The sequence below is a fragment of the Massilia sp. 05N420 genome, from assembly GCF_056397205.1.
This window is the reverse complement of record NZ_JBFTMX010000016.1, coordinates 188,855-214,174: the sequence shown is the minus strand read 5'-3', so window position 1 is coordinate 214,174 and position 25,320 is coordinate 188,855. Positions and strand designations below refer to the sequence as shown.

The 25,320-nt window shown below is 68.1% G+C and carries 21 protein-coding genes; 10 read left to right on the top strand and 11 right to left on the bottom strand.

The genetic code is table 11. The annotated features are described in order from the left end of the window. Nucleotides 1-5 precede the first annotated feature (5 nt). The 8 genes from AC1DIX_RS13445 to AC1DIX_RS13410 all read right to left on the bottom strand — a co-directional run bounded on the left by AC1DIX_RS13445 (nucleotide 6) and on the right by AC1DIX_RS13410 (nucleotide 10,920). Nucleotides 6-635, bottom strand: coding sequence for a head GIN domain-containing protein (locus AC1DIX_RS13445; protein ID WP_477324885.1), 630 nt, complete (start codon nucleotides 633-635; stop codon nucleotides 6-8). Between the two features lie 100 nt (nucleotides 636-735). Then, nucleotides 736-3,459: a molybdopterin-dependent oxidoreductase gene (locus AC1DIX_RS13440; RefSeq protein ID WP_477324883.1), complete on the bottom strand. Its 2,724-nt coding sequence runs from the start codon at nucleotides 3,457-3,459 to the stop codon at nucleotides 736-738. Between the two features lie 12 nt (nucleotides 3,460-3,471). Next, nucleotides 3,472-4,689 carry an NAD(P)/FAD-dependent oxidoreductase gene (locus AC1DIX_RS13435; protein WP_477324881.1) on the bottom strand — a complete coding sequence of 406 codons (1,218 nt, stop codon included), beginning with the start codon at nucleotides 4,687-4,689 and terminating at the stop codon, nucleotides 3,472-3,474. A 1-nt stretch (nucleotide 4,690) separates the two neighbouring features. Then, entirely contained in the window at nucleotides 4,691-5,050 is a 360-nt protein-coding gene (gene nirD / locus AC1DIX_RS13430; protein ID WP_477324879.1) for a nitrite reductase small subunit NirD, read from the bottom strand. 18 nt (nucleotides 5,051-5,068) lie between these two features. Next, nucleotides 5,069-7,597, bottom strand: a complete 2,529-nt coding sequence (nirB, locus tag AC1DIX_RS13425; RefSeq protein WP_477324877.1) for a nitrite reductase large subunit NirB — start codon at nucleotides 7,595-7,597, stop codon at nucleotides 5,069-5,071. A gap of 12 nt (nucleotides 7,598-7,609) precedes the next feature. Continuing rightward, on the bottom strand, nucleotides 7,610-8,905 hold the full coding sequence (locus tag AC1DIX_RS13420; RefSeq protein WP_442122638.1) for an MFS transporter: 1,296 nt from the start codon (nucleotides 8,903-8,905) through the stop codon (nucleotides 7,610-7,612). A gap of 219 nt (nucleotides 8,906-9,124) precedes the next feature. Continuing rightward, nucleotides 9,125-10,279, bottom strand: coding sequence for a CmpA/NrtA family ABC transporter substrate-binding protein (locus AC1DIX_RS13415; RefSeq protein ID WP_477249918.1), 1,155 nt, complete (start codon nucleotides 10,277-10,279; stop codon nucleotides 9,125-9,127). Nucleotides 10,280-10,287: 8 nt separating this feature from the next. Further along, entirely contained in the window at nucleotides 10,288-10,920 is a 633-nt protein-coding gene (locus AC1DIX_RS13410) for an ANTAR domain-containing response regulator (protein WP_442122636.1), read from the bottom strand. A 191-nt stretch (nucleotides 10,921-11,111) separates the two neighbouring features. On the opposite strand from AC1DIX_RS13410, the gene AC1DIX_RS13405 reads away from it, so the two are divergent. The 4 genes from AC1DIX_RS13405 (at nucleotide 11,112) to AC1DIX_RS13390 (ending at nucleotide 16,411) form a co-directional block, all read left to right on the top strand. After that, complete coding sequence (locus tag AC1DIX_RS13405) at nucleotides 11,112-11,351, top strand: hypothetical protein (RefSeq protein WP_442122635.1); 240 nt, start codon at nucleotides 11,112-11,114, stop codon at nucleotides 11,349-11,351. Nucleotides 11,352-11,377: 26 nt separating this feature from the next. After that, nucleotides 11,378-11,545 (top strand): hypothetical protein, encoded by a 168-nt coding sequence (locus tag AC1DIX_RS13400; protein ID WP_442122634.1) that lies wholly within the window; start codon nucleotides 11,378-11,380, stop codon nucleotides 11,543-11,545. 135 nt (nucleotides 11,546-11,680) lie between these two features. After that, a complete protein-coding gene (locus tag AC1DIX_RS13395) occupies nucleotides 11,681-14,098 on the top strand; it encodes a S9 family peptidase (protein WP_477324875.1) in 2,418 nt (805 codons plus the stop codon). A gap of 81 nt (nucleotides 14,099-14,179) precedes the next feature. After that, nucleotides 14,180-16,411 carry a hypothetical protein gene (locus tag AC1DIX_RS13390; protein ID WP_477324873.1) on the top strand — a complete coding sequence of 744 codons (2,232 nt, stop codon included), beginning with the start codon at nucleotides 14,180-14,182 and terminating at the stop codon, nucleotides 16,409-16,411. On the opposite strand, the gene AC1DIX_RS13385 is transcribed toward AC1DIX_RS13390, so the two are convergent. Together AC1DIX_RS13385 and AC1DIX_RS13380 are read right to left on the bottom strand one after the other, a co-directional pair. Further along, nucleotides 16,408-16,878 (bottom strand): DUF2726 domain-containing protein, encoded by a 471-nt coding sequence (locus AC1DIX_RS13385; RefSeq protein WP_477324871.1) that lies wholly within the window; start codon nucleotides 16,876-16,878, stop codon nucleotides 16,408-16,410. The genes AC1DIX_RS13390 and AC1DIX_RS13385 overlap by 4 nt on opposite strands. Before the next feature lie 112 nt (nucleotides 16,879-16,990). Next, nucleotides 16,991-18,205 (bottom strand): urate hydroxylase PuuD, encoded by a 1,215-nt coding sequence (locus tag AC1DIX_RS13380; protein ID WP_477324869.1) that lies wholly within the window; start codon nucleotides 18,203-18,205, stop codon nucleotides 16,991-16,993. A 104-nt stretch (nucleotides 18,206-18,309) separates the two neighbouring features. On the opposite strand from AC1DIX_RS13380, the gene AC1DIX_RS13375 reads away from it, so the two are divergent. After that, entirely contained in the window at nucleotides 18,310-19,248 is a 939-nt protein-coding gene (locus AC1DIX_RS13375; RefSeq protein WP_442122629.1) for a LysR substrate-binding domain-containing protein, read from the top strand. 178 nt (nucleotides 19,249-19,426) lie between these two features. After that, nucleotides 19,427-20,632 (top strand): ammonium transporter, encoded by a 1,206-nt coding sequence (locus tag AC1DIX_RS13370; RefSeq protein ID WP_442122628.1) that lies wholly within the window; start codon nucleotides 19,427-19,429, stop codon nucleotides 20,630-20,632. 28 nt (nucleotides 20,633-20,660) lie between these two features. Here AC1DIX_RS13370 and AC1DIX_RS13365 read toward each other — a convergent pair whose 3' ends face one another. Further along, nucleotides 20,661-21,950, bottom strand: a complete 1,290-nt coding sequence (locus AC1DIX_RS13365) for an Nramp family divalent metal transporter (RefSeq protein ID WP_477324867.1) — start codon at nucleotides 21,948-21,950, stop codon at nucleotides 20,661-20,663. Between the two features lie 149 nt (nucleotides 21,951-22,099). Here AC1DIX_RS13365 and AC1DIX_RS13360 point away from each other — a divergent pair, with 149 nt between their 5' ends. Genes AC1DIX_RS13360 through AC1DIX_RS13345 form a run of 4 tightly spaced genes read left to right on the top strand, consistent with a single transcriptional unit; the run spans nucleotide 22,100 to nucleotide 25,261 of the window. Beyond that, the gene (locus tag AC1DIX_RS13360) at nucleotides 22,100-22,669 is read left to right on the top strand and encodes an RNA polymerase sigma factor (RefSeq protein WP_477324865.1); all 570 of its coding nucleotides are present in this window, start codon (nucleotides 22,100-22,102) and stop codon (nucleotides 22,667-22,669) included. After that, nucleotides 22,666-23,325, top strand: coding sequence for a zf-HC2 domain-containing protein (locus tag AC1DIX_RS13355; RefSeq protein ID WP_477324863.1), 660 nt, complete (start codon nucleotides 22,666-22,668; stop codon nucleotides 23,323-23,325). Before AC1DIX_RS13360 ends, AC1DIX_RS13355 begins: the two co-directional genes overlap by 4 nt. Then, complete coding sequence (locus AC1DIX_RS13350) at nucleotides 23,322-24,608, top strand: S8 family peptidase (RefSeq protein WP_477324861.1); 1,287 nt, start codon at nucleotides 23,322-23,324, stop codon at nucleotides 24,606-24,608. The genes AC1DIX_RS13355 and AC1DIX_RS13350 overlap by 4 nt, the downstream gene beginning before the upstream one ends. Beyond that, complete coding sequence (locus AC1DIX_RS13345; RefSeq protein WP_477249934.1) at nucleotides 24,566-25,261, top strand: TorF family putative porin; 696 nt, start codon at nucleotides 24,566-24,568, stop codon at nucleotides 25,259-25,261. Before AC1DIX_RS13350 ends, AC1DIX_RS13345 begins: the two co-directional genes overlap by 43 nt. The last annotated feature ends 59 nt before the right edge of the window (nucleotides 25,262-25,320 follow it).

Here is a 25,320-nt window from a genome sequence, read left to right as displayed (position 1 = left end):
CCGGCTTAGTCTCCCGCTTTGACCGAGCCGATGCCGCCGACCGATTTATTGACCGTGGCCGGCTTGCCGTAATAGGTCAGGCTGCCCATGCCCTGCACGACGGCGTCGAGCCTGTTCTTCGCATAGACCTTGACGTCGCCGATGCCGCGGAAGCGGATGTCGACATCGTTGGCGATCAGGGCCCTCGAATCGACTTCGCCCACGCCTTCGGCCTGCATCTTGAAGGTCTTCACTTCGCCGTYGATGCCCATACTGCCGGCACCACGGTAGTTGACGTCGAGGCGCTCGCCGCGGATGTGATTCAGCTTGATCTCGCCGGCGCCTTCGACGGCGATGGCGCGCAGCTCCGGCATGGTGATGGCGATGCGCTGGTCGCCGTCCTTGGTGCTGTAGCTCTTGTTACGCATGTGCAGGCGCAGTTCGCCATTCACGACTTCGCTCGTCAGCTCCTTGAGGAAGCGGGGGTCGCCGCGCACCGTCAGCGACTGCGCCTTGCCGGCGTCCACGGTGACGCTGATCGGACCCTGCACGCTGATCGAGGTGAAGGCCGGCGTGGTGCGGACCTCGCTCTCCGCCTGCGCGCCGGCGGCGGCGATGGAAAGGGCGGCGGCAACTGCAAGTGTGAATGGACGCATTGCTTACTCTCGGTGGGGTTAAGGTGAAATCATTGTAAGCATGAAGTCCCCGCCATATTGTCTTTTTGAGATGGAATGCAGGATTCGCCGCCCGAACGGTTCAAACCCTTTCCTTTTCCGCTGCATGCACTTCCGCCAGCAGCGCGCGGATCTCCGGCACGCAGGAACCGCAATTGCCGCCGGCCTTCACGCAGGCCGTCACCTGCGAAGCGTCCCGCAAACCGTGCCTCTCGATGGCGATGCGGATGGTGTTGCGGCCCACGCCGAAGCAGGAGCACACGGTCGGTCCCGGATCGGCGCCCTGCTCCCTCGCGCGGCCGGACAGCAGGCCGATGCGGTCCTGCTGCGTCAAGGCCTCCTTGCCGAACATCTGCGCCAGCCAATTCCGGGACGGAGCACCGGGCGCCGACAGGTCCTGGCGCTGCGACACGAACAGGCAGGCCTCGATGCGGCCGTCGAGCAGGTGGGCAGCGCGGTAGACGCCGCCGCTTCGGTCTTCGAGTTCGATCCAGTCGGCGTCGTCGTCTTCCACCCGCAGCAGGCGCCGCGCCCAGCCGGCCGCTTCGGCGAAGGGATGGCGTCCGGCCAGCTCGTAGCGGATGAAGTCCCTTCCCTGGATGCGGGTCCAGTTGGCGGCATCTTCCAGCGGCAGTGCGGCGCGGCTGAGGATGAAGCCGTACCAGCGCACGCCGAAGGGTTCGATGCGTACCGGCGTGTGCTTGAATTCCGGCTCGCCCGAGACCGGGTCGACCGCCGGGTTCACCACCGCGCCGACCCGCGCGTCGGAAGCCGTCTGGCCGCTCCAGTGGATGGGCATGAAGACGCTGCCGCGCGCGATGCCGCCGCCATGCCGCACCCGCGCCACGCTCGCGCCCCAGCGGCTGCTCACGCGCGCCAGCTCGCCCTCCTTCACGCCGCACAGCAGCGCGTCCTGCGGGTGCAGGTCGACGAAGGGTTCCGCGACGTGCTCGGCCAGCCTGGCGGAGCGGCCGGTGCGCGTCATGGTGTGCCACTGGTCGCGCACGCGGCCGGTGTTCAGCACCAGCGGATAGTCGGCGTCGGGCGCGTGCGCCGGCAGCCGGGCGCGGGTGGCGACGAAGCGCGCCTTGCCGTCCGGATGGGAGAACATGCCGTCGCCGAACAGGCGCTTCGCGCTGTCGCCGGGACGGCGCACCGGCCACTGCAGCGGCGCCAGGACATCGTATTCGCGGCGCGTCATCCCGGCCAGGCCGCTGATGTCGAACAGGCGGCGGCGCTGGCTGCCGGCGCCGTTCTGCCAGCCCGACAGGCGGGCGTGCTCGTCGAAGATCTGGTGCGGCGAAGTGAAATCGAAGCCGTTGAAACCCATGCGGCGCGCGACCTCGCAGACGATCTCCCAGTCCGCCTTCGCCTGCCCCGGCGCGGATAAAAAGGCGCGCTGGCGCGAGATGCAGCGCTCGGAGTTCGTGACCGTACCGTCCTTCTCGCCCCAGCCGAGGGCCGGCAGCAGCACGTGGGCCATCGCATTGGTGTCGGTGCCGGCCACGATGTCGGAGGCCACCACCAGCTCGCACTTCGCCAGCGCGCGGCGGGCCTGGTCCGCATCCGGCAGGCTGACCAGGGGATTGGTCGCCATGATCCACACGGCCTTGACCTTGCCCTCCTCGATCGCGCGGAACAGGTCGACCGCCTTCAGTCCCGGCTTGTCCGCCATCCGCGGCGCATCCCAGAAGGCCTGCAGGGCGGCGCGCTGGGAGGCATCGTCCAGCTCCATGTGGGCCGCCAGCATGTTGGCCAGGCCGCCGACTTCGCGCCCGCCCATCGCGTTCGGCTGGCCGGTCAGCGAGAAAGGGCCCATGCCGGGACGGCCGATGCGGCCGGTGGCCAGGTGACAGTTGATGATGGCGTTGACCTTGTCGGCGCCGCTGGACGACTGGTTCACGCCCATGGTGAAGGCGGTGACGGTCTTCTCCGTGTTCGCGAACAGCTCGTAGAAGGCCAGCAGCTGGCCAGGATCGAGCCGGCAGGCCTTGGCCACGTCCAGCAGACTGCCGGCCTGCCCCGCCGCATCCAGCGCGTCGCCCAGGCCGGCCGTATGCGCGGCCACGAAGCCGGCATCGAGCGCGTCCCGGGTCGCCAGATACGCCAGCAGCCCGTTGAACAGCCAGACGTCGCTGCCCGGCTTGAGCGGCAGGTGCAGGTCGGCCAGGTCGCAGGTGGCGGTGCGGCGCGGGTCGATCACGACGATCTTCATCTGCGGCCGCGCTTCCCTGGCGCGCGCGATGCGCTGGTACAGGGTCGGATGGCACCAGGCCGCGTTCGAGCCCACCAGCACCAGCAGGTCGGCCAGTTCGAAGTCCTCGTAGCAGCCGGGCACGATGTCTTCGCCGAAGGCCCGCTTGTGGCCGGCCACGGCGGAGGACATGCACAGGCGCGAATTGGTGTCGATGTTCGCGCTGCCGATATAGCCCTTCATGAACTTGTTGGCGACGTAGTAATCCTCGGTCAGCAGCTGGCCCGAGACGTACAGCGCCACCGCGTCCGGGCCGTRCTCGGCGACGATGCGCCGGAAGCCTTCGGCCACGTTGCCGAGCGCCTCGTCCCACGACACTTCGCGCAAGGCGCCGCCGTCCCGCAGCATCGGCGCCAGCAGCCTGCCCTCCAGGCCCACGGTCTCGCCCAGCGCCGAGCCCTTCACGCACAGGCGGCCCTGGCTGGCCGGATGCGTGTCGTCGCCGGCGATGGCGAGCTGCCCGTCCTGGCCGACCTGGGCGCGCACGCCGCAGCCGACGCCGCAATAGGGACAGGTGGTACGAACGGTGGTGGGGATGGCGGACAGCTTCATGCGGAATTCCGGTTATGCCGCCGCCAGGGCCTGGGCCTGGCCGAACAGCAGGTGGTTGCGGATGGAAGAGATGTCGCTGCGGTTCTGGATCAGCTCGAAGTACCAGGGACCGTCGGCGACGTCGCCGTACAGCACCACGCCCAGCAGGCGGCGCCCGCTCACCACCAGGCGCTTGTAGACGCCGCCGCGGCGGTCGCGCAGCACCAGGTCTTCGCTGCCCTCACCGCCGACGATGTCGCCGGCCGAGTACAGGTCGACGCCCGTCACCTTCAGCTTGGTGGCGGTGGCCTGCTGCACGTAGCGGCGGTGGCCGGCGCCCGCCAGGTGGGCCGCGCAGACCCTGGCCTGGTCCCAGATCGGCGCCACCAGGCCGAAGGTGGCGCGGCGGTGCTGCACGCATTCGCCGACGGCATAGATGCGCGGGTCGTAGGTCTGCAGGGTGTCGTCGACCACGATCGCGCGCTCGACGTGCAGGCCGGCCTCCTTCGCCAGCGCGACGTTGGGCCGCACGCCGGCCGCCATCACGACCAGGTCGGCCGGGATGGTCTCGCCGCCGTCGAAACGCAGCGCCTGCACTCTTCCCTCGCCTTCGATGGCGGCGGTCTGGCGGCTGAGCAGGATGCGCAGGCCGCGCCGCTCCAGCGAGGCGCGCAGCAGCTCGGCGGCGGGCGCATCGAGCTGCTGGTTCATCAGGCTGGCGGTCACGTGCACCACCGTCACCTCCATGCCCCGACGCAGCAGGCCGTTGGCGGCCTCCAGTCCCAGCAGGCCGCCGCCGATCACCACCGCACGGCCGCCGGCACGCGCGGCCGCCAGCATGGCGTCGACGTCGTGCAGGTCGCGAAAGCCGATCACGCCCGGCAGTTCGTGGCCGGGTACCGGCACGATGAAGGGTTTCGAACCGGTGGCGACCAGCAGCCGGTCGTAAGCGACGGCCAATCCCGAGGCCGCGTGCACGGTACGGCGCCGGCGGTCGATGCGCACGACCGGATCGCCCGCGTGCAGCGTGATGCCATGCTCCGCATACCATTCGCGCGTGTGCAGCATGATGTCCTCGACCGTCTTGTCGCCGGCCAGCACCGGCGACAGGAGGATGCGGTTGTAGTTCCCGTGCGGCTCGGCGCCGAACACGGTGATGCGGTACCTGTCGCGGTCCAGCTTGAGCAGTTCCTCGACCGTGCGCATGCCGGCCATGCCGTTGCCGATCACGACCAGCGATGGCTTGTCCATGCTAGGCCCCTACCCAGACCTGGCCGTCCTGGACCCGCACCGGATAGCTGGACACCGAGTGCTGCGGCACCTCCAGGCATTCGCCGGTCCGCAGGTCGAAGTGCTGCTTGTAGATCGGCGAGGCCACCACCACGCGTTCGCCGATGCTGCCGATCAGCCCGCGCGACAGCACGGCGGCGTGCGAATTCGGATCATAGTTATCGATGGCGAACAGGCGCGGGGACTCCGCACCGACGCGGAACACGGCCACCTGGCGCCCGTTCAGCAGGGCGCACACGCCGGTATCCGGCACGATGCGCTCGAGGGGGCAGATGGCGTTCCACTGGTTGAGCTCAGTGCTCGGATGAATGTCGCGATGCATGTCGGTTCTCCTCGATGATCAGGCGCTACGAATGATGGGAATGAAGCGGCGTTCTTCCGGCGTCGCAGGCCTTTGCTGGCCGCGTTCCGGCATGAAGACCACGTTGTCGTCATGCTGGTCGCTGTTGACGAAGCTGCGGAAGCGCGCCCGCACGGCCGGGTCCTCGACCGCGTTCTTCCATTCGTCGGCATAGCTGTCGACCACGCGCTGCATGTCGGCTTCGAGTTCGGCGGCCAGCCCCAGGCTGTCCTCGACCACCACCTGCTTCAGGTAGTCCAGGCCGCCCTCGAGCCCCTCGCGCCAGGTGCTGGTGCGCTGCAACCTGTCTCCGGTGCGCACGTAGAACATCAGGAAGCGGTCGACCAGCTTGACCACCGTCGCTTCGTCCAGGTTCGAGGCCAGCAGCTCGGCGTGCCGCGGCTTCATGCCGCCGTTGCCGCACACGTAGAGGTTCCAGCCTTTATCGGTGGCGATCAGGCCGACGTCCTTGCCCTGGGCTTCGGCGCACTCGCGGGTGCAGCCGGACACGCCGAACTTGATCTTGTGCGGCGCGCGCAGGCCCTTGTAGCGGTTCTCCAGCGCGACGCCAAAAGTCATGCTGTCGCCCACGCCGTAGCGGCACCAGGTCGAGCCGACGCAGGATTTCACTGTGCGCAGCGACTTGCCGTAGGCGTGGCCGGACTCGAAGCCGGCCGCGATCAGCTCTTCCCAGATCGCCGGCAGCTGGTCGACCCGGGCGCCGAACATGTCGACGCGGGCGCCGCCGGTGATCTTGGTGTACAGGCCATACTTTTTCGCTACCTGGCCCACCGCGATCAGGCCGTCCGGCGTGACCTCGCCGCCCGGCATGCGCGGCACCACGGAATAGCTGCCGTCCTTCTGGATATTCCCGAGGAAGTAGTCGTTCGAGTCCTGCAGGCTGGCGTGCTCGGGTTTCAGCACGAAGTCGTTCCATGTCGAGGCCAGGATGTTGGCCGCCACGGGTTTACAGATGTCGCAGCCCAGGCCCTTGCCGTGCTTGCGCAGCAGCTCGCCGAAGGAATGCAGCCCGCCGACACGGACCAGGTGGTGCAGCTCCTGGCGCGAGTACGGAAAGTGCTCGCACAGGTGGTTGCTGACCGCCAGCCCGCGTTGAAGCATTTCCGCCTTCATGATCTGATTCACCAGCGGCACGCAGCCGCCGCAGGCGGTGCCCGCATTGGTGCAGGCCTTGACGGCGGCGATATCGCAGGCGCCGCCCGCCACCGCGTCAAGGATGGCTCCCTTGCTGACGGCGTTGCAGGAACAGACCTGGGCCGTGGCCGGCAGCGCGTCGACGCCGATCGCCGGGCGCGCACCGCCCTCGCCCGCCGGCAGGATCAGGAACTCGGGCGCCGCGGGCAGCTTCAGGCCGTTCAGCATGGTCTGCAGCAGGCTGCCGTATTCGGCCGCATCGCCGACCAGCACCGCGCCCAGCAGGCGCTTGCCGCAGTCCGAGACCACGATTTTCTTATACACGCGCTTGCGTTCGTCGCTGAACTGGAAGCTGCGGCTGCCCGGCGTCGCCGCGTGGGCATCGCCGATCGAGGCCACGTCCACGCCCATCAGCTTCAGCTTGGTGCTCATGTCGGCGCCGCCGAAGGTCCCTTGCTGGCCGAGCAGCGCGCGCGCCACCGTGCGCGCCATGTCGTAGCCCGGTGCGACCAGGCCGAAGGTCTGGCCATTCCAGGCCGCGCATTCGCCGATCGCGTACATGTCCGGATCGGAGGTGACACAGGCATCGTCGATGGCGATGCCGCCGCGCGGGCCAAGCTCCAGGCCGCTGGCCCGCGCCAGCTCGTCGCGCGGGCGGATACCGGCCGAGAACACGATCATGTCGGTCTCGAGGAAGCTGCCGTCGGCAAATTCCATGCGGTGCATGGCCAACTCGCCGTCGACGATGCGCAGCGTGTTCTTTTGCGTGTGCACGGTCACGCCCAGTGCCTCGATATGGGAACGCAGCATGCGCCCGCCCAGTTCGTCGACCTGCACCGCCATCAGGCGTGGCGCGAATTCGACCACGTGGGTCTCGAGCCGCATGTCGCGCAGGGCCTTCGCGCACTCCAGGCCCAGCAGGCCGCCGCCGATGACCACGCCCGAACGCGCCGTCCCGCCGTGGGCCAGCATGGCTTCGAGGTCTTCGATGGTGCGGTAGACGAAGCAGCCGGCGCGCTCGCGGCCCGGAACCGGCGGCACGAAGGCGGACGAACCGGTGGCGAATACCAGCTTGTCGTAGCCGAGCACTTCGCCGCTGGCCAGGGTCACGGTCTTGGCCGCACGGTCGACCGCCACCGCCTTTGCATTCAGCTTCAGGGTCAAGCCTGGGCGTTCGAAAAAGCCCGGCGCCACCAGCGACAGTTCGTCGGCGCTGCGGCCGGCAAAGAACTCCGACAGGTGCACCCGGTCGTAGGCCGGCCGCGGTTCCTCGCACAGGACCGTCACCTCGAAGGAGGAGGCGCCGGCATCGGCATGGAGAGTCTCGAGAAATTTGTGGCCCACCATGCCGTGGCCGATGACGATGAGTTTCATGATGCGCTTTCCTTATGCTGCGGCCGGCGCCGCGGTGTCGATGGCAGTGCTGGAGAAGCGCACGCCGATCGCGCACACGCTCGAGACCAGCACGGCGCCGCCGAGGATGAGCAGGGTCTGGCGCACGTCGCCCGTGCCTTTCATCAGGAAGCCGGCCAGCACCGCCCCGACATTGCCGCCGGCGCCGACGATGCCGGCCACGCCGCCCAGCGCCTTGCGGTTCACGAAGGGCACCAGCGCATAGGTGGCGCCGCAGGCCATGTGGGTGCACAGGCCGAAGGCCAGCATGGCGGCGATCGCCGGCACCACGCTGCCGGTCTGCGAGAACCACAGCAGGCCCAGACCCTCACCCACCATCAGGATGAACAGCAGGTTGACGCGGCTGTTCAGGTCTCCCTTCGCGGCCGCCTTGTCGGACAGCCAGCCGCCCAGGGCGCGGGCGAACAGGGCCAGCAGGCCGAAGCTGCCGGCCGCCATGCCGGCTGCCTTCAGCGAGAGGCCGAAATGGTCGACGTAATACACGGCGGCGACGTTGTGGATGAAGAGCTCGATGCCGAAGCAGGCGCCATAGGTCACGAACAGCAGCCAGGCGCGGTAGTTGCCGCAGGCCTGGACGAAGCTCGCCCAGCCGCCCTTGCCGCTGGCTTCGAAAGGAATGCCGGCGGCGCGCAGCTCGGCGTAATTCCCTTCCGGGCAGTCCTGGGTGAACTTCCAGTAGACCACGGCCATCACCAGCATCAGCACGCCCGGCACCAGCAGGGCCACGCGCCAGCCCATGGTCTCGCTCACGCCCAGCATGACCATGGCACCCATCAGCAGGGGCATGGTGGCCTGGGCCACGCCGCCGCCGCTGTTGCCCCAGCCGGCCGCCGCCGCGTTGGCGGTGCCGACCACGCGCGGGCCGAACATCACCGAGGTGTGGTACTGCGTGATCACGAAGCTGGCGCCGACCGCGCCGATCCCGAGGCGGAACAGCAGGAAGCTCTCGTAGCTCTGGGCCATGGCCACGCCCAGCACGGGAATCGCACCGATTGCCAGCAGGCCGGTATAGGTCTTGCGCGGGCCGAAGCGGTCGCACAGCGGGCCGACCAGCAGGCGCACCAGGATCGTGATGGCGACCGCGGCGATGTTGATGTCGGCGATCTGGGACACCGACAGGTGGAATTCGCCCTTGATGACCGGCATCAGCGGCGCGCAGGCGAACCAGGCGAAGAAGCAGATGAAGAAGGCCACCCAGGTCAGGTGGAAGGCACGCATCTGTGGCGTGCCGATGGAGAACAACTGTAGGTGATTCGCTTTGCCGGCCATGATCGCTCCCGATAAAAAGAAAGGCGTCCGCTGCCTGGCCGAACACGTTTCATGTGTGCTCGGGTGCAGCGGACGCCGTTGTCCTGTGCGCCGGTTCCTCATTGAACCGGCTGAATTCATTTCAAGGGGATCGCCGTTGATCCTTGCAGGGAGTGTTTGCAAGAGCCGTGCCAGACGCCCTTCCCTCTGGCACGCCGGGATAGCGTCAGCTGGATCGCTTCATTGCGGTGCACCATGCCCGAAAACAGGGCGCGGCGCACCGTTCGCGAAGGACGAGATATAAGCGGCGGGGTCGCGGCCGTTCCAGATCCGGCCGTCGACCAGCACCGAGGAACGCAGCAACGCGGCAGGCGCCGCCACGCCCGCCAGCACGGCGGCCTCGCGGTACAGGCCGACCCGGTTCACGCGCGCGGCGGTGGCATAGTAGTCGGGATCCTCGCGCAGCAGGCCCCAGCGCCGGTGCTGGGTCATGAACCACATACCGTCGGAGAGCCAGGGGAAGTTGGCCTCGCCGCCGGCGTGGAAGCGCAGCGGATCCGGGTCCTGCCAGCGCCGCCCGAGGCCATCGTCGTAGAGTCCGTGCAGGCGCGCGGCGATGGTGGCGCGCCCGGCGTCCACATAGGCCGGGCTGGCCAGGACCTCGGCCGTGGCGTCGCGGTGCAGGGGCGAGGCGTCGATCCAGCGCGCCGCTTCCAGCAGCGCCGCCACCAGCGCGCGGCAAGCCTGCGGATGCGCGTCGGCGAAGGCGGCGGTGGCGCCCAGCGCCTTGCCGGGATGGTCCGGCCAGATGTCCTGGCTGGTGGCCGCCGTGAAGCCGCTGCCGTCCAGCACCGCCCGCGCGCCCCAGGGCTCGCCCGCGCAGAAGCCGTCGATATGCCCGGCCGCCAGGCTGGCCGCCATCTGGCCCGGCGGCACCGTCGCCATCTGCACGTCGCGCAGCGGATCGATGCCGCTCGCGGCCAGCCAGTAATACAGGAACATCGCGTGGTTCCCGGTCGGGAAGGTGTGGGCGAAGGTGAAGCGCCGGCGGCTCCTGCGGACCTGGACCGCCAGCGCGGCGCCGTCCGTCACCCCGGCCTCGCCCAGCGCGCGCGACAGGGTGATGGCCTGGCCGTTGCGCGACAAATTCATCAGCACCGCCATCGGCACCGCGCGCGTGCCGATGCCCATCTCGACGCCGTACACCAGGCCGTAGAGCGCGTGGGCGACGTCGAGGCTGCCGTTCAGCAGGCGGTCGCGCATGCCGGACCAGGAGTGTTCGCGGCTGAGGGCGAGTTTGATRCCGTGTTTCTCGTCGAGGCCGAGTACCGAGGCCATGATCAGGGGGGCGCAGTCGGTGAGCGGCATGAAGCCGGCTTGGAGGGTGGTTTTCATATCTGATTTCACAGTAGATCCTCGACATCCAATACCCGCTGCGCCACCTCCGCCAACCTCAGCTTCCGGTTCATCGCCATACTGCGCAGCTTCCTGTAAGCCTCTTCTTCATTGAGCCCGCTGCGCGCCATCAGCACGCCCTTGGCGCGCTCGACCAGCTTGCGGTCGGCCAGCTGGCGGCGGGTGTCGGAGAGTTCGTCGAGCAGCTTGCGCTCGCGCCGGAAGCGGGCCAGGGCCACGTCCAGCACCGGCTTCACGCGCTCGGCCTGCAGCCCGGCCACGATATAGGCCGTCACGCCGGCGCCGATCGCGGCGTCCATGCTGGACGGATCCTGGTCGTCGGTGAACAGCACGATCGGGCGCGGCTCGTCGCGGGTGGCGATCACGATGTGCTCAAGCACGTCGCGGGCGGCGGATTCGCTGTCGATGATGATCATGTCCGGCTGGATCTGGGCGATCCGTTCGGGCAGGAAGATATCGGCCGGCAGCGAGGCGACGATGTCGTAGCCCGATTCCAGCAACCCGATGCGCAACGCCGTGTTGCGCCGCGCCTGGGCCGCCGCGGCCTGTTCGCCGGTGCCTTGTGTGGTGTTGACCACGACGATGCGCAGGGTGCGCGGAACGGGAGGTGGCGATTTCATGCCTTGGGAATATGCAAGTTCCGGGCCAGAGAGATATTTCCGAGGCGCATAACCGAAGTAAGGACGAGCCACAGTTACCCAACAAGAAATATTCACCATGATGATGGAGAACATCACAAAGTAAAAGTTCACTTATGTCTCGATGTTCCCTATACTGCACCGCAACAACACAGTATTTATTGGAGAAAACAATGAGCACCGCAACGATCACCCAGGCGCAGAGCAAAGGTCTGCGCCACCAACTCGCAGAAACCGCTCGCAACATCCGCGCCTTCGCCATCGAACTCTATGTCGCCCACGGCGGCTGGTTCGCCCACGATGCCAAGCGCGACGAGCAGGCAAGCCGCCGCGAGATGCTGTCGCTGGCCGCCGCCGCCGAATCGCATAGCCCGAGCCTGTCGGCCGAGCTGCGCCACTTCGCCTCCAAGTAATTAAGTAATTCACACAGGACACCATCATGACCCCAGTCGAATACGTCACCGTTGCCATCTCGGCCCTGGCCATCGTCACCCGCATCGTGTTCTTCATCCGCAACCCGACCGTGACCGCGCCGTCGGAACTGTGGATCGCGGATCACCCGCAAATGTGGATCGGCGACCCGTCGCGCCTGGAGAAGCTGCGCTAAGCTTTCCTGGTTGTTGCTCGCGTCTCCACACGCCCGGCATTGGCCGGGCGTTGTTTTTTGCAAATCGAATCCACGCTGCATCACTGTCGGCTGAGCTAGAATGCTTTTTTGCAATTTCTACTCAGACAACCGACGATGCGCCTTCCTGTCTCCGCTTCCGCCCTCACCATCCTTGCCGCGCTGCTGGCCTCAGTTCCCCTCACCTCGGCCATTGCAGCCGACGCCGGCACACCCGTCACCCTCGACCAGGCCATGGCCCAGCCCGACTGGATCGGCAACCCCGTGGAAAACGCATGGTGGAGCTGGGACGGTAAGCAGGTCCTGTATAAACAGAAGCGCGCCGGATCGCCGCTGCGCGACGTCTACCAGACCGGCGCCACGTCCGGCCTGAACAAGGCGCGCAGGGTCGAGGATGCGGAGTTCGCCAAACTGGACGGCTGGCTGGTCGTCTACAACCGCGACCGCACCCGCTCCGCCTTCGTGCGCAACGGCGACCTCTTCGAGCGCGACCTGAAGAGCGGCGAACTGGTACAGATCTCGCGCGCCAGCGGCGTCGCCATCGCCGCCGTGCAGTATTCCGCCGACGGCCGCAGCGTGCAGTTCCGCGTCGGTGACGACTGGGCCAGCTGGGACCGCGCCAGCCGCCTGGTGTCGCCGCTGGCGCTGCCGCGCGCGGCCAAGGACCCGGCCGTCCAGGATCCGGATGCGCTGCGCGACATGCAGCTGCGCCTGATCGCCACCCTCAAGCGCCAGAAGACTGATCGCGACGCCACCCGCGCCCGTGAGGAGGAAGAGCGCCGCGTCGATCCGACCCGCGCCCCGGCCCCGATCTACCTGGGCGACAAGCTGGCCATCGTGAACACCCACCTGTCGCCGGACGGCCGCTGGCTGCTGGTCGTGACCGGCCCGAAGGATGCCGACAAGGGCCGCGTCGGCAAGATGCCGCGCTACGTGACGGAGAGCGGCTATGAAGAGACCTCGGACGAGCGCACCCGCGTCGGCCGCAAGGATCCGCGTCCGAACGGCCTCAAACTCATCGACCTGCAGACCCGCGAGGTGAAAGACCTGTCCTTCGACGTCCTGCCAGGCGTGAAGGACGATCCGCTGGCCTCCCTGCGTGCCGAGCGCAAGCTCGATCCGCTCAAGGGCAACCGTCCGGTGAAGATCGGCTTCGACGGCGAGACCGTGGTCTGGAGCACCAATGGCGCGAACGCCGCCGTGATGCTGCGCTCGGTCGACAACAAGGACCGCTGGATCGCCACCGTCGATCTGCCGCACGCCGCGCTCAAGCCGGTGCACCGCCTGACGGACCAGGCCTGGGTCAACTTCGACAACAGCGAATTCGGCTGGCTGCCGGATGACACCACGCTCTGGTACCTGTCCGAGGAAACCGGCTACTCCCACCTCTACACCCTGGACGGCGCCGGCCGTACCCGCGCGCTCACCCAGGGCAAGTGGGAAGCCCAGGACGTGGCCTGGTCGCGCGACGGCGACACCGCCTGGCTGCTCTGCAACCGCAAGGATCCGGGCACCTATGAAGTCTGCGTCGTCAACGCAAAGGACGGCGCCACCCGCGAGGTCAGCAAGCTGGATGGCGGCGTCGAGGACTTCCGCCTGTCGCCGGACCAGCGCAAGCTGCTGGTGCATTATTCCGGCCCCTACCTGCCGCCGCAGATCGCCACCCTGCCGTCGAACGGCGGCGAGGCGGTCAGGCTGACCGACACCCGCACCGCCGACTTCAAGGCCCGCGACTGGATCCAGCCGCAGTTCGTGACGGTGCCGTCCACCCACGGTGCGGAGCCGATCTGGGCCAAGCTCTACCGCCCGGCCCAGCTCGAGCCGGGCAAGCAGTATCCGGTGGTGATGTTCGTGCACGGCGCCGGCTACCTGCAGAACGTCTCGCACCGCTACACGCCCTACTTCCGCGAGCAGATGTTCCACAACCTGCTGGTGCAGAAGGGCTACGTGGTGCTGGACATGGACTACCGCGCCTCGAAAGGCTATGGCGCCAAATGGCGCAGCGCGATCTACCGCCAGATGGGCCACCCGGAACTGGAGGACTACCTGGACGGCGTCAACTGGATGGTCGCCAACCAGCAGGGCGATGCGAACAACGTCGGCATCTACGGCGGCAGCTACGGCGGCTTCATGACCTTCATGGCCCTGCTGCGCGCACCGGAGGTGTTCAAGTCGGGCGCCGCGCTGCGCCCGGTGACCGACTGGACCACCTACAACCACGAGTACACGGCGAATATCCTGAACACGCCGGAGCTCGACCCGGAAGCCTACAAGGTCTCCTCGCCGATCGAGTACGCGCAGAACCTGAAGGGCCATCTGCTGATCGCCCACGGCATGGTCGACGACAACGTGTTCTTCCAGGACTCGGTGCGCATGGCCCAGCGCCTGATCGAGCTGAAGAAGGATCACTGGGAACTGGCGCCGTATCCGATGGAGCGCCACTCCTTCGTCCAGCCGGAAAGCTGGTATGACGAGTACCGCCGCATCTACCAGCTGTTCGAGCGCACGCTCAAGCAAGCGCCCGCTGGACAATAAGCGGTATGATCGGGGCGCCTTCGGGCGCTTCAGCATCGGGCGCCTCAAGGCGCCCTTTTCATTTCAGCCCCAGACACCGCCATGCCTGCATTCCGTCCCGCGTTCGTCCTGTTCCTCGCTGCCCTTCTTCCCGCCGCCCGGGCCCAGAGCCTGCCCGAGACCGGCCAGCTCGACGACGCCAAGGTGCTGCAGTCCCGCTACGGCAAGGCCGCGCCAGGCGCTCCCGCCGCCGGCCTGCCTTCGTCAGGCGCCGCCCAGCAGCCCGCTGCCGTCCTGGCCGACATCGACTTCAAGGCCGGCATCGAGGGGGCGATCACCGGCGTGCAGGTCGACGCCGAAGAGGGCAAGGACAAGGCCGCCATTCCGCTGAGCTTCGGCCAGGTGTTCGCGCCGGGCGACGTCAGGCGCGGAGAAAGTCTGGCCGGACGCCTGGCCGACGGCAGCAAGGTGCCGCTGCAGGTGGACGTCAAGGCCACGCATGCGGACGGTTCGCTGCGCCACGCGGTGATCAGCGCCGTCCTGCCGCCCGCGGGCGGCAAGCCCCAGACCCTGGTGCTGGTGAAGGACAAGGCGGGCGCCAGGCCTGCCGCCGGCGCCGGACCGGCGGCCCTGCTCGAGGACGGCTTCACGGCCTCCGTCAGCGCCACCATCGACGGCAAGGTCTACACGGCCTCCGCCGACCGCCTGCTGCGCCAGAAGCCGGCGGTCTGGCTGGATGGACCGCTGGTCACCGAATGGCTGGTGTCGGCGCCGCTGAAGGATGCCAAGGGCGCCGAGCATCCGCGCCTGTCCGCGCATTTTGCCGTGCGCTGGTACCGCACGCTGGGCAAGGCCAGGGTCGACGTCACGCTGGAAAACACCTGGGCATTCGAGCCCTCGCCGGGCAACATCGCCTACGATGCGCGGGTGCTGGTGGGCGGCAAGGAGGTCTACGCGAAGACCAACCTCGTTCACCTGAACCAGGCCCGCTGGCGCAAGGTGTTCTGGTGGGGCGAGGTCCCGGACGTCCACATCCGCCACGACAGCGCCTACCTGATCGCCAGCCGCGCGCTGCCGAACTACGACCGCTCGGTGCGCGTTTCCGGCAAGGCGCTGGCGGACTACGGGTCCGGCTGGAACGGACCGAAGACCGAACCGATGGGCATCGGCCTGGCGCTGGCCTACATGCCGACCACCGGTGCGCGCAACGACATCGGCCTGCTGCCCGCCTGGGCCGCCGCCTACCTGCTCAGCATGGATCCGCGCGCGAAGACGGTCACCCTGGGCACGGCCGACCTGGCCGGCAGCTGGTCGGTGCACTACCGCGACCAGCGCAGCGGCAGGCCGATCAGCGTGATCGACTATCCCTACATGGGCCTGATCGGCACCGGTACCGACACGCTCAACCCGAAGACCGGCAAGTCGGAACGCCTGCCGACCTGCGCCGGGAATGCCTGCAAGACGAGCTATGCCCACGACGACGCGCACCAGCCGGCCTTCGCCTACCTGCCCTACCTGGTCACCGGCGACTTCTACTATCTCGAAGAGCTGGAGTTCTGGGCGATGTACAACGTGTTCGCGATCTACACGCCCTACCGCAGCAACGTCAAGGGGCTGCTGGCGTCCGGGCAGGTGCGCGGCCAGGCCTGGAGCATGCGTACGCTCGGCGAAGCGGCCTATATCGTGCCCGACGCCGATCCGCTGAAAAGCCATTTCCGCCGCCTGCTGGACAACAACCTGGCCTGGTACAACGCCCACTACACGGACGATCCGGGGGCCCCCAAACTGGGTTTCATCAGCCATAGCTATGCGGTGGTCTACAAGAACAAGACCGGCCTCGCGCCCTGGCAGGACGATTTCTTCACCGCCGTGTCGGGCCACCTGGCCGAACTCGGTTTTCCGGAGGCCGGCCGGCTGCTGGGCTGGAAGGCGCGCTTCCCGATCGCGCGCATGACGGCGCCGGGCGGCTGCTGGGTCGAAGCCTCGATGTACGACATGATCGTGCGCGACGACGAAAAAGCCCCGTTCTACCCGACCATGGCCGAAGTCTACAAGGCGAGCCGCCCGGAAGCCACCGGCATGACCTGCGCAAGCGCCGAGATGGCCCAGGCGCTCAAGATCAAGCCGGGCGAAATGATGGGCGGCGCGGCCAGCCCCATCGGCAGCGCCGCCATCATCCAGCCGGCCCTGGCCTATGCGGCCGACGCCGGCGGCGAAGCCGGCGGCCGCGCCTGGGCGCTGTTCAAGGCGCGCGCCGTCAAGCCGGATTACAGCGCGGCGCCGCAGTATGCGATCGTGCCGCGCAAAGCGCCACCTCAGGAGAAGCCGGATTAGGCAGCCGCCTCGGAAACATGAACGGCAGCCGGCAGGACCGCAGCCCGAATCACGGCCGGCGAAGGCTTCAGGCGCGACTCGAAGCGAACCGTCCTGAAGCCGCCCTGCGCCAGGCGGCCAGCGCGCACCTGGTCCTTCGCGCTCGAATGCGTCTTGTCGTCCAGCTCCACCACCGCGACGACTTCGCAGCGCCGGTTGCAGACGACGTAATCGATGCGCTGTTGCGCGATGCGCAGGCGGTCGCCGTGGGCGCGCTTGCGGTCCGCGGCGGCGGATTCGAGCAGGGCCGCCATTCCTACCTGGGGAAAGATGTAATGCTCGGGCAGGGCCGCGACCAGCCTGCCGAAAAATTCCATTTCGTTTTCCGTCATGATGGCGCGGCGCGTGTAGGCCGGCGCCGGGCCGCGTCTCTTCGCCTGGCGCAGTGCGAACCCCATGAGCAGCGCGAGCACCAAAAGCACTGCCATGAGGACGTATGCGATATTCATAGCCGATCTTTCTTTGATGCAATTGAAGGATCAGCAGGATAGCAAGCAAGGGGGCCCGGAAAATCCTCGCTTTGTAACTACAGCAACTTCTTCACTTCGTTCTGGCGCCGCCCTCGAACCAGGCCGCGACCTGGGCCCGCTCGGCATCCGTCATATTCGTCATGTTCGCCAGCGGCATGGCCTTCAGCTGCACGGCCTGCTGGTAGATGCGCTGGGCGTTCTGCGTGATGCCGTGCGGGTTGTCCAGCATCACGCCGGCCGGCGCGGTGGCGAAGCCGGGCTGCGTCGGATGGGCCGAATGGCAGGACACGCAGCGCTGCTGCAGGATGCCCTGCACCACCGCGAACTGCGCGCCGGCATCGGCTGCGGCCGGGGCCGCCGCCGGCGGTTTCGGGGCGATCGCCACGGCCACCGCCAGCAGCAGCACCACGCCCACGGCCGGGTACTTCCATTCGACCCGGCCCTTGTGGCGCAGGTTGAAGAAGTGGCGGATGAAGACGCCGGCCAGCATGATCGCGGCCAGCACCGCCCAGGCGTGCTCGTGGCGGTAAGTCATGGCGAAGTGGTTGCTGATCATGATGAACAGCACCGGCAGCGTGAAGTAGTTGTTGTGGACGCTGCGCTGCTTGCCGCGCATGCCGTAGACGGGGTCGGGCTTCTGGCCGGCGATCATCGCATCCACCATCTTGCGCTGGCCCGGGATGATGACCATCGCCACGTTGGCGACCATGATGGTGCCGATCATCGCGCCGACGTGGATATAGGCCGCGCGCCCGCTCAGCCAGTGGGTCAGCGCCCAGGCGGCCGCGCTCAGGAAGACGAACATCACCGCGCCGAAGGCCAGGTCGTGCTTGCCCAGCTTCGAGCGGCACAGCAGGTCGTAGACGATCCAGCCCACCACCAGGCTGCCGAGACCGAGGCCGATGGCCTGCCAGCTCGACAGGTCGGCCACGCTGCGGTCGACCATCATGGCCTGGGCATTGAAGTAGTAGACGATGGTCAGCAGGGCGAAGCCCGACAGCCAGGTCGAATAGGCTTCCCACTTGAACCAGTGCAGTTCCTCGGGCAGCTCGGCGGGCGCGACCAGGTACTTTTGCGGGTTGTAGAAGCCGCCGCCGTGCACGGCCCACAGCTCGCCGGCCACGCCCTTCTTCGCCAGTTCGCTGCCGGGCGCCGGCGGCCGCAGGGAGTTGTCGAGCCAGACGAAGTAGAAAGAGGCGCCGATCCAGGCGATGCCGGTGATGACATGCAGCCAGCGCACCAGCAGGTTCATCCATTCGAGGCCGTACGGAAGCAGGTAGTCCATGCACATCCTTTGCACGTGTGATTACGAGAAGATACGCCGGTTTCCATTTATTCAACATGAAAAATATCGTATATTCGACATAAGCACACGCATATGACCTTCCGATGAGCAGCCTGCCCCAGCACCTCGACCTGCACCTGATCCGCATCCTCTACCTGCTGCTGGTGGAAAAGAACGTGTCGCGCGTGGCCCTCAAGCTGAACCAGCCCCAGCCGTCTATCTCGGCCTCGCTGCGCAAGCTCCGCGAACTGACCGGCGATCCGCTGCTGGTGCGCGGCGCGCGCGGCATGGTGCCGACCCAGCATGGCGAGAGCCTGCTCGCACCGGCCAAGCGCATCCTCGACGAAACCGAGAGCCTGTTCATCAGGAAGTCGCCCTTCGTGCCCGAGCAGGCGGCGCGCACCTTCCACATCGCCGCCCCGGATTACCTGGACACCCAGTTCCTGCCGAGCGTGGTGGCCTCGATCCGCCGCGGCGCGCCCAACAGCAAGGTCGCCATCCACCACCTGGGGCCGGGCACCGACTACCTGCGCATGCTGTCGGACGGCGAGATCGACCTCGTGATCGCCAACTGGGACGAGCCGCCGGCCCACCTGCACATCTCGAAGCTGTTCGAAGACCCGATCATCTGCACCATGCGCGCAGAAAGTGCCTACGCGCGCCGCACGGCCGGCGATGCGATGACGCTCGAGGACTACCTGAGCCTGCCGCACGTGGCGCCCTCGCCGATGCTGCCCGGTTATCACGGCGTCATCGACGCCTTCCTGGAACGCCAGGGCATGCAGCGCAAGGTGGCGGTCGAGTCGCCCTACTTCGGCCTGATTCCCTACATGCTGACGCAGACCGACCTGGTGCTGACAACCGGCCGCCAGTTCATCCGCTTCTACGAAAAGACGCTGCCGCTGAAGAACTTCACGGTGCCGATCAAGTTCCCGCCGATGCGCTTCTATCAACTCTGGCACCAGCGGGTGCACCAGTCGCCCGAGCACAAGTGGCTGCGCGACCTGGTGACGGCGGCGGCCCAGGCCCTCGTCAAAGGCTGAGACGTTCCTTTTTGGCGCACGCCTGCACCTCGGCAGTGCAGACGCACGCGAACGGGGCGCTACGTGACTTCCGCCCGCGGCCGGTGCATTCTCGGGGCCTTCCTTCACTAAATTGGAACGCTTATTGCTACCAAGAAGTGCTAACGCTGTTTTCACGCACTTTTTTGGAAAGACTTGCATGGATGCCTACAAAACCGGGGCCGACGCGCTCTTCATCCTGCTCGGCGGGATCATGATCCTGGCGATGCACGCCGGCTTTGCCTTTCTCGAACTGGGAACGGTGCGCCGCAAGAACCAGGTCAACGCCCTGGTCAAGATCCTGATCGACTTTGCCGTCTCGACCATCGCCTACTTCTTCGTCGGCTATGGCATCGCCTACGGCATGCACTTCTTCGGCAGTACCGATACCCTGGTGGCGAAGAACGGCTATGAACTCGTCAAGTTCTTCTTCCTGCTGACCTTCGCCGCGGCGATCCCGGCCATCATCTCGGGCGGCATCGCCGAACGCGCCAAGTTCCACCCGCAGATGGCCGCCACCGCCGTGCTGGTCGGCCTGGTCTATCCCCTCTTCGAGGGCATCGCCTGGAACAACCGCTTCGGCATCCAGGACTGGCTGCATACCGTCTTCGGCGCGCCCTTCCACGACTTCGCCGGTTCGGTGGTGGTGCACGCGGTGGGCGGCTGGGCCGCGCTGCCGGCGGTGCTGCTGCTGGGCGCGCGCCGCGGCCGCTATGCGAAGGACGGACGCATCGCCGCCCACCCGCCCTCGAACATCCCCTTCCTGGCGCTGGGCGCCTGGATCCTGACGGTGGGCTGGTTCGGCTTCAACGTGATGAGCGCCCAGACCCTCGACAAGATGAACGGCCTGGTGGCGGTGAATTCCCTGATGGCGCTGACAGGCGGCACCCTGACCGCCTTCGTCATGGGCCGCAACGACCCCGGCTTCGTCTACAACGGACCGCTGGCCGGCCTGGTGGCGGTGTGCGCCGGCTCGGACCTGATGCATCCGCTCGGCGCCCTGGTCACCGGCGCGGTCGCCGGCGCGATGTTCGTCTCGCTGTTCACGCTGGCGCAGAACCGCTGGAAGATCGACGACGTGCTGGGCGTGTGGCCGCTGCACGGCCTGTGCGGCGCCTGGGGCGGCATCGCGGCCGGCATCTTCGGCAGCCGCGCGCTGGGCGGGCTGGGCGGCGTCTCCATCTGGTCTCAGCTGGTCGGCACCGTGCTCGGCATCGTCATTTCCGGGCTCGGCAGCTGGATCGTGTACGGCCTGCTGAAGAAGACGGTGGGCCTGCGCCTGGATCCGGAACAGGAATTCGACGGCGCCGACCTGTCGATCCACCGCATCAGCGCCACGCCGGAGCGCGAGACCACCTTCCAGTAGATTCCTTCCCCCCGTGCGGGGGAAGCCGTCAATGCATGAACCCGGCCCCGAACATCGCCAGCACGGCGACCGCCATCACGCCGGTACAGATCCAGCCGAGCACGCGCAGCCGGCCCGAGATCTTCAGCTCGCCCATGATCTTCGTGCTCGAGGCCACCGCCATCATGATCACCATGACCGGCACCGCGATCACGCCGTTCAGCACCGCGCTCCAGTAGAGCGCCTTGATCGGGTCGATCGGCGCGAAGTTGATGCCGATCCCGGCCAGGGTCGAGACGATGATGATGGCGTAGAACTTGCGCGCCRCCGAGAACTTGGAATCCAGGCTGCTCTTCCAGTGGAAGGTGCCGGCCATCGCATAGGCGGCCGAACCGGCCAGCACCGGAATCGCCAGCAGGCCGGTGCCGACGATGCCCAGCGCGAACAGGAGGAAGGCCAGTTCGCCGGCGACCGGCTTCAATGCGGTTGCGGCCTGGGCCGAAGTCTGCAGGTCGAGCGTGCCGTGCGCGTGCAGGGTGGTGGCGGTGGTCAGCATGATGAAGAAGGCGACCAGGTTCGACACCGCCATGCCGACCAGGGTGTCGAAGCGGATCCGGCGGAACTGCGCCTTCACCTGTTCCGGCGCGCGCCGCAGCGGCTGCGCATCGGCGTCCGCGCGCAGCTCCTCGACTTCCTGCGAAGCCTGCCAGAAGAACAGGTAGGGGCTGATGGTGGTGCCGAATACGGCGACGATGGTGGTCAGGTATTCCTTGTGCCACTCCAGGCGCGGCAGCAGCGTGGCATGCAGCACCTCGCCCCAGGGCACGCGCACCACGAACACGGTGGCGACATAGGCCAGCAGCACCAGGGTCAGCCATTTCAGCAGGTTGACGTAGCGCTGGTAGGGAATGAAGACCTGCAGCAGGATCGACAGCACGCCGAATCCGACCGCGTAGTAATGGGGTTTGCCGGGAGCGACCAGGGCCATCGCGTCGCCCATCGCCGAGATGTCGGCCGCGATGTTGATGACGTTCGCGACCAGCAGCAGGCCGACGATCAGCCAGACCAGCCGGCGCGGCGCGAAACGCTGCAGGTTGGTGGCCAGGCCGCGGCCGGTGACCCGGCCGATGTGGGCGCTGATCACCTGGATCGCCACCATCAGCGGATAGGTGAGCAGCAGGGTCCACAGCAGGTTGAAGCCGAACTGGGCCCCGGCCTGGGAGTAGGTCGCGATGCCGCTCGGGTCGTCGTCCGCCGCGCCGGTGATCAGGCCCGGGCCCAGCTTCGAGAGCCAGGCGGCGGCTTCCGGCGATGGCTTGTCTGCGTCCTTGTCGTCCATGCCTGCATAATGCGGGCAAACGGCTGTGTCATCCGTTCGCCCGCGCACGCAAGTGCAGGCCGGCGCGGGCTGCGCCCTTCCGTGTAACAATGCGATTGAACCTTTGCGCGGCAACCGGGTATTCACCGGAAACAGTGGAGACCGAATGCGTGGACCAGCAGGCGAATGAGCGGTCCGATGGCGAGGCGGACCTGGTTGACCGGATCGCGGCCGGGGACCGGCATGCCTTCGAAATCCTGTACCGCAGCTACTTTCCGCGGCTGACGCGCTTCCTGCACCGCATGACGCGCAACGCCGCCACGATCGAGGAGATCGTCGACGACACCATGCTGGTCGTGTGGCAGCGGGCGGCGACCTTCGACGGCAGCTGCAAGCTCTCGACCTGGGTGTTCGCGATCGCCTACCGCAAGGCCTGCAAGGCGCTGCACGGACTCGACGAGCCGCTGGAGGCCTTCCCGGACACCTGGGAAGGCGCCGAAGAAGAGCAGCCCGAATGGCGCTTCGAGCAGCTGCGCCTCGGCCATGCGCTGGACGCCGCGCTCGCCGCCCTGCCGCTGGAGCAGCGCGCCGCCTTCCAGCTGACCTTCTATCACGACATGAGTTACGCGGAGATCGCAGACATCATGGAATGCCCCGTCAACACCATCAAGACCCGGCTGTTCCATGCGCGCCGCCGCCTTGCCCTGCAGCTGGGGCGGCAACTGGAGGGCAGGACATGAGCCTCGACGAGACCTTTTCGGCAGAGCATAGGGCGGCGCAGGAAGCCCTGCCCTGGCTCGCCAACGCCACGCTGGACGCCGGCGAGGAAGAGCGGCTGCGCACCCACCTGCGCAGCTGCGCCTGCTGCCGCGACGAGCTCGCGCTGCTGCAGGCCGTGCGGGCCGCCGGGCCGGGCCCCGGCTCGGGGCCGGCACCCGGCTGCGACCCCGACCGCGCCTGGGCGCGCATGCAGCAACGCCTCGACCAGCAGCAGACCGCGTCCATGCCCGGCACCCTGGCGCGCTGGGGTGCGCGCATCGCCGCCAACGACCGCAGCTGGCTGCGCGGCGCGGTGGCCCTGCAATGCTGCCTGATCGCCGTGCTGGCGGCCCTGCTGGTGCGCCCGGATCAGGGCCAGGACGCGGGCACGGCCTACCGCGGGCTCGGCGCCGCGGCGCCGGTCCGGGCCGGCATCGTGGTCGTGTTCCGCCCCGACACCCCGGAACGCGAGCTGCGCCGCATCGTGCGTGCCAGCGGCGCCCGGCTGGCCGGCGGCCCGACCGCCGCCGACGCCTGGCTGCTGGACGGCGGCGACACGGCGGCGGTGCTGGCCCGGCTGCGCGCCGAACCCGCCGTCGAGCTGGCCGAGCCGCTCGGCGCCGGAGCACGGCCGTGAAACGCCTGCTCGCCGCCCTGCTGACGCTGGCGCTGGCCTGCTGCGCCCTGCCATGCGGGGCCGGCGCCGGCGCCGGCGGCGACACCGGCGCCAGGGCGGCGCGCCAGGTGCTGGTGATGCTGCGTATGCCGCCGCCCCACTTCCGTCCCGACAGCGCCTACGGCAGCGGCTACGCCGACGACGGCAGCCGCGCCGCGCGCCGCCGCCAGGCCGCGGAACTGGCCGCCGCCCACGGGCTCAGGGTGGTGGACGACTGGCCGATGCCGGCGATCGGCATCGACTGCTTCGTGATGGAAGATGCCGACGACGTCCCGCTCGAGCGCGTGCTGGACGCCCTCGCCCACGATCCGCGCGTGGCCTGGGCCCAGCCGGTCAACACCTACCATGGATTGGACGGCGATCCGCTGTATGCGGTGCAGCCGGCGGCGCGCGCCTGGCACCTGGCCGAGCTGCACCGCGCCGGCACCGGCCGCATGGTGATGGTGGCGGTGGTGGACAGCGGCGTCGACGGCGACCATCCGGACCTGGCCGGCCAGCTGGCGCTGCGCCAGAACTTCGTCGACGGTGTGCCGGATGTCGCCGAAGCGCATGGCACCGCGGTTGCCGGCATCGTTGCCGCACGCGAAGGCAATGGGGTCGGTATCGCCGGGATCGCCCCGCAGGCCAGGCTGATGGCCCTGCGCGCCTGTTGGGAAACGGCAAAACACGAAACGCTCTGCAACAGCTTCACGCTGGGCAAGGCCCTGCATTTCGCGCTGCTGAACGGGGCCCGCATCATCAACCTCAGCCTGGGCGGCCCGGCGGACCGCCTGCTGCAGACCCTGATCGACGCCGCCCTGGCGCGCGGCATGGCGGTGGTCGCCGCGGTCGATCCGCTGCGCCCCGACGGCGGCTTTCCGGCCTCGCAGCGCGGCGTGATCGCGGTGGCCCAGGCCGGCGACCGGCATGCCCTGCCGCCCGGCGCCCTGCGCGCCCCCGGCGCCGACATCCCCACCACCCTGCCCGGCGCGCGCTGGGGCCTGGTGTCGGGCTCCTCGTATGCGGCGGCCCATGTGGCCGGGCTGGCCGCGCTGGTGCTCGAGCTGCGGCCGGGCACCGCGCCCTTGCAACTGCGCAGCATGCTGGCGCCGCCGCTGCACACCGCCCTGGCCGCGCACGATGCTGATCGGGAGCAGGAGCAAACTGGTAGCATAGACGCATGCGCGACCATTGCGCGCGCCGCCGGAGCATGCGTTTGCCGATGTCACCAGACCACCGCCATGACCGCCAATGCTTCTCCCTGACGGCCGCCTGCCTGGGCCTGGGCCTGGTTTGCGCGGCCGGCCCGGCGTGCGCCCAGACCAGCGGCAGCCTGGGCCTGGTGTCCGAGTACGCGGTGCGCGGCATCTCGCTGAGCGGCGGTCGTCCGGCCCTGCAGCTGCGCATCGACCATGACATGGCGGACGGCTGGTATGCGGGCGGCTTCGCCTCGCCGGTCAAACTGGGCAACGACGGCCGCCAGGCCGGCCTGATCGTCTACGGCGGCCGGGCCGGCAGCCTGCCGTCCGGCCTGTCCTGGGACGCCGGCCTCAGCCGCGCCGTCTTCCTGCGCAGCCATGAGTACGACTACACCGAATTCCATGCCGGCATCGCGCTGGACCAGGCCAGCGCCAGCCTCTTCGTATCGCCCGCCTATTACGGCAACGAGCCCAGCGCCTATCTCGACCTGAACGCCTTCCATCCCCTCGGCGAGCGGCTCAGGCTGACCTTCCACGCCGGGCTGCTGCACCGCTTCGGCGCCTACGCTGGGCCGCGCGACCACGCCGACCTGCGCCTCGGCCTGGCCGCCACCTTCGGCGACTGCACCGTGCAGCTCGGCTGGCAGACGCTGCTGCGCGCCGGCGGCAACGCACCACGCGCCCGCGCCCTGTCCGGCAGCGTCGGCATCCGCTTCTGATTGAACCTTTGGCGGACAGAAGGGCATAAACACCTGCCCTTCCTTCGATTCGTCCTGAC